This window comes from Andreprevotia sp. IGB-42, from assembly GCF_009848685.1.
Taxonomy (GTDB): domain Bacteria; phylum Pseudomonadota; class Gammaproteobacteria; order Burkholderiales; family Chitinibacteraceae; genus Andreprevotia.
Map to the genome: position 1 here is coordinate 1 of NZ_WXTX01000039.1, position 1,967 is coordinate 1,967.

At 62.1% G+C, this 1,967-nt stretch carries 1 protein-coding gene; it reads right to left on the bottom strand.

Going from position 1 to position 1,967, the window contains the following annotated elements; genetic code table 11:
• Nucleotides 1-1,967: LysM peptidoglycan-binding domain-containing protein (locus IGB42_RS21760; RefSeq protein ID WP_159675647.1), on the bottom strand; the 1,967-nt coding region annotated here is incomplete at both ends.

The window sequence follows — 1,967 nt, forward strand, 5'->3', positions numbered from 1 at the left end:
ACGGCCGTGCCGGTTTCACCGAATCCGAAGCCTTTGATTGCCTCCCCGATCGGCCCACTCGCAACGCCGGACGAAATCCCGGCAGTCACAGCGCCAACCACGGCAGCTTGTCCAACCTGGCTCCAGGAGAACTTGTCCACGTCCCCGGTCGCCATCCCAACGAGCTGGCTGGCGGCACTGCCTGCTGCCGCACCAAGGGCACCACTCAGGATCAAGCTGCCCATCGCCATCATTGCCGCACCAGCAGTGACTACAGAGGCGATGACGGCCACCACCATCATCAGGATCTTGCCCATCTGACCGCAACCTTTGGTCGGCGGCGTCGGCGCATTCGGCAGGGTCGGTGCCACCTCACCCATCGCTTCACCGGGGTTGTAAACCCGTTGCGTTTGCGAAGTGTGGTGGATATTGGTGACCTTGTTCGGGATCACCAGCACTTGCCCTTCTTGCAGGGCTTCCTGGCCGGTCAGGCCGTTGGCGTCGGCCAGCAGATACCACATGCTGGCATCGCCCCATACGGCTTGGGCAACGCCTTGCAGGCTGTCGCCCTTGTGGGCGATGTAGCTGCCGGCGGCCTGGCCGGGGTAGCTGGGGCTGATCGGTTCGTAGTTCTGGTCGAAGTCGGCCGAGGCGACCGGTTTCCAGTTCTTGTAGCGGTTGTCGTTGCCGCCACTGTTGTTCAGCGCCTGCAGGGTATCGGCGTAGTCATCGCGCGATGGGCCGTCGTTGGCGACGTCGCCCACGCGCTTGCCGCCCACGTAGTAGTACTGGCGCCAGCGGTGGACCAGGCCGTTGACGTATTCGTCGCGGCGCAACACCAGGCCTTCTGCACTGGTGCGGTAGCTGAAGCGGCGGTTGCCGACAGTGGTGTCGAACTTGTCGGCTACTTCCACGCTGGCGACGTGGCCGTTCACGTCATAGCTGTAGGCCGACTGGCCCGGTAGCCAGCCCGAGGGGTTGTTCTTGAGCAGGGCACCCACCACGGTGATGTTCTTTTCCTTGGCGCCGTCCCACCATTCGTAGCTGTAGCTGGTGGTGATGCGGGTGCCGTTCCCACCGCTGCCATTGGTGACCGATTCGGTCTTGGCCAGCGTGCCATCCCCCAGGTAGGTGTAGTCGGTGACATTGGTGCTGCCACCGGTCAGCACCGTTTGTTGTGCTACCCGGTTGTCGCCCAGGTATTGGCTGATGCGGGTTTCGACCACATTGCCACTGCCATCCTTTTGTACCGACGTTACGACACGGCCGGCCAGGTCCAGGGTACGGGAGGAGCGCTCTACGCCATCAATGGTGACCGTGGTGAGGTACCCTTCGTTGGTATATTTGTAGGACTCCTGATGTGCAGTACCACCAGCCGCGCCATAATCTGCGGCGTAGTCTGCATAGATGCGACGGCCGGCCAGGTCGTAAGCGATGGCGACGCCAGCGCTGCCCTTGGTAATGGTCTTGGTGCCATCGGCGCCGGTCTCCAGCGCGCCTTGCGTGACCGTGAAGCGGTTCATCGCGTCATAGGCGTACCAGAGATCTTGTGTGCTGCGCTGGTCGCCATCGGCACTCTTGTACTCGGTGAGGATGCGCCGTACGTTGCCGTTCTGGTCGTACTGGTAGCGGATATCCGCGCGTTCGTCTGCATTCAGCACGCGGCTGATGCGGTTGAGGGCGTCGTAGCTGATGTTGGCGCTCTGGTAGTACTCCACCACGCTGCCACTTGGCACCACATTGCGGTAGCCCTCGAAGGTGCGGTTGCCTTCTCGGTCATACGCGTACACGGTCTCGACCTTGAGTGTGCGGTCGAGCATGGATTTGATGTAGCCGTTGGCGTAGTAGTTGTACTCGATCAACTGGCCGGTGCTGCCGGTCTGCTTGGTCAGCCAGCCGGCACGGTTGTAGGTGTAGGTGAAGATGTGCCCACCCAGGTCGATCTTGCTGGTGGTGCGGCCGAAGTATTCCTGCACCTCGGTCAGGGT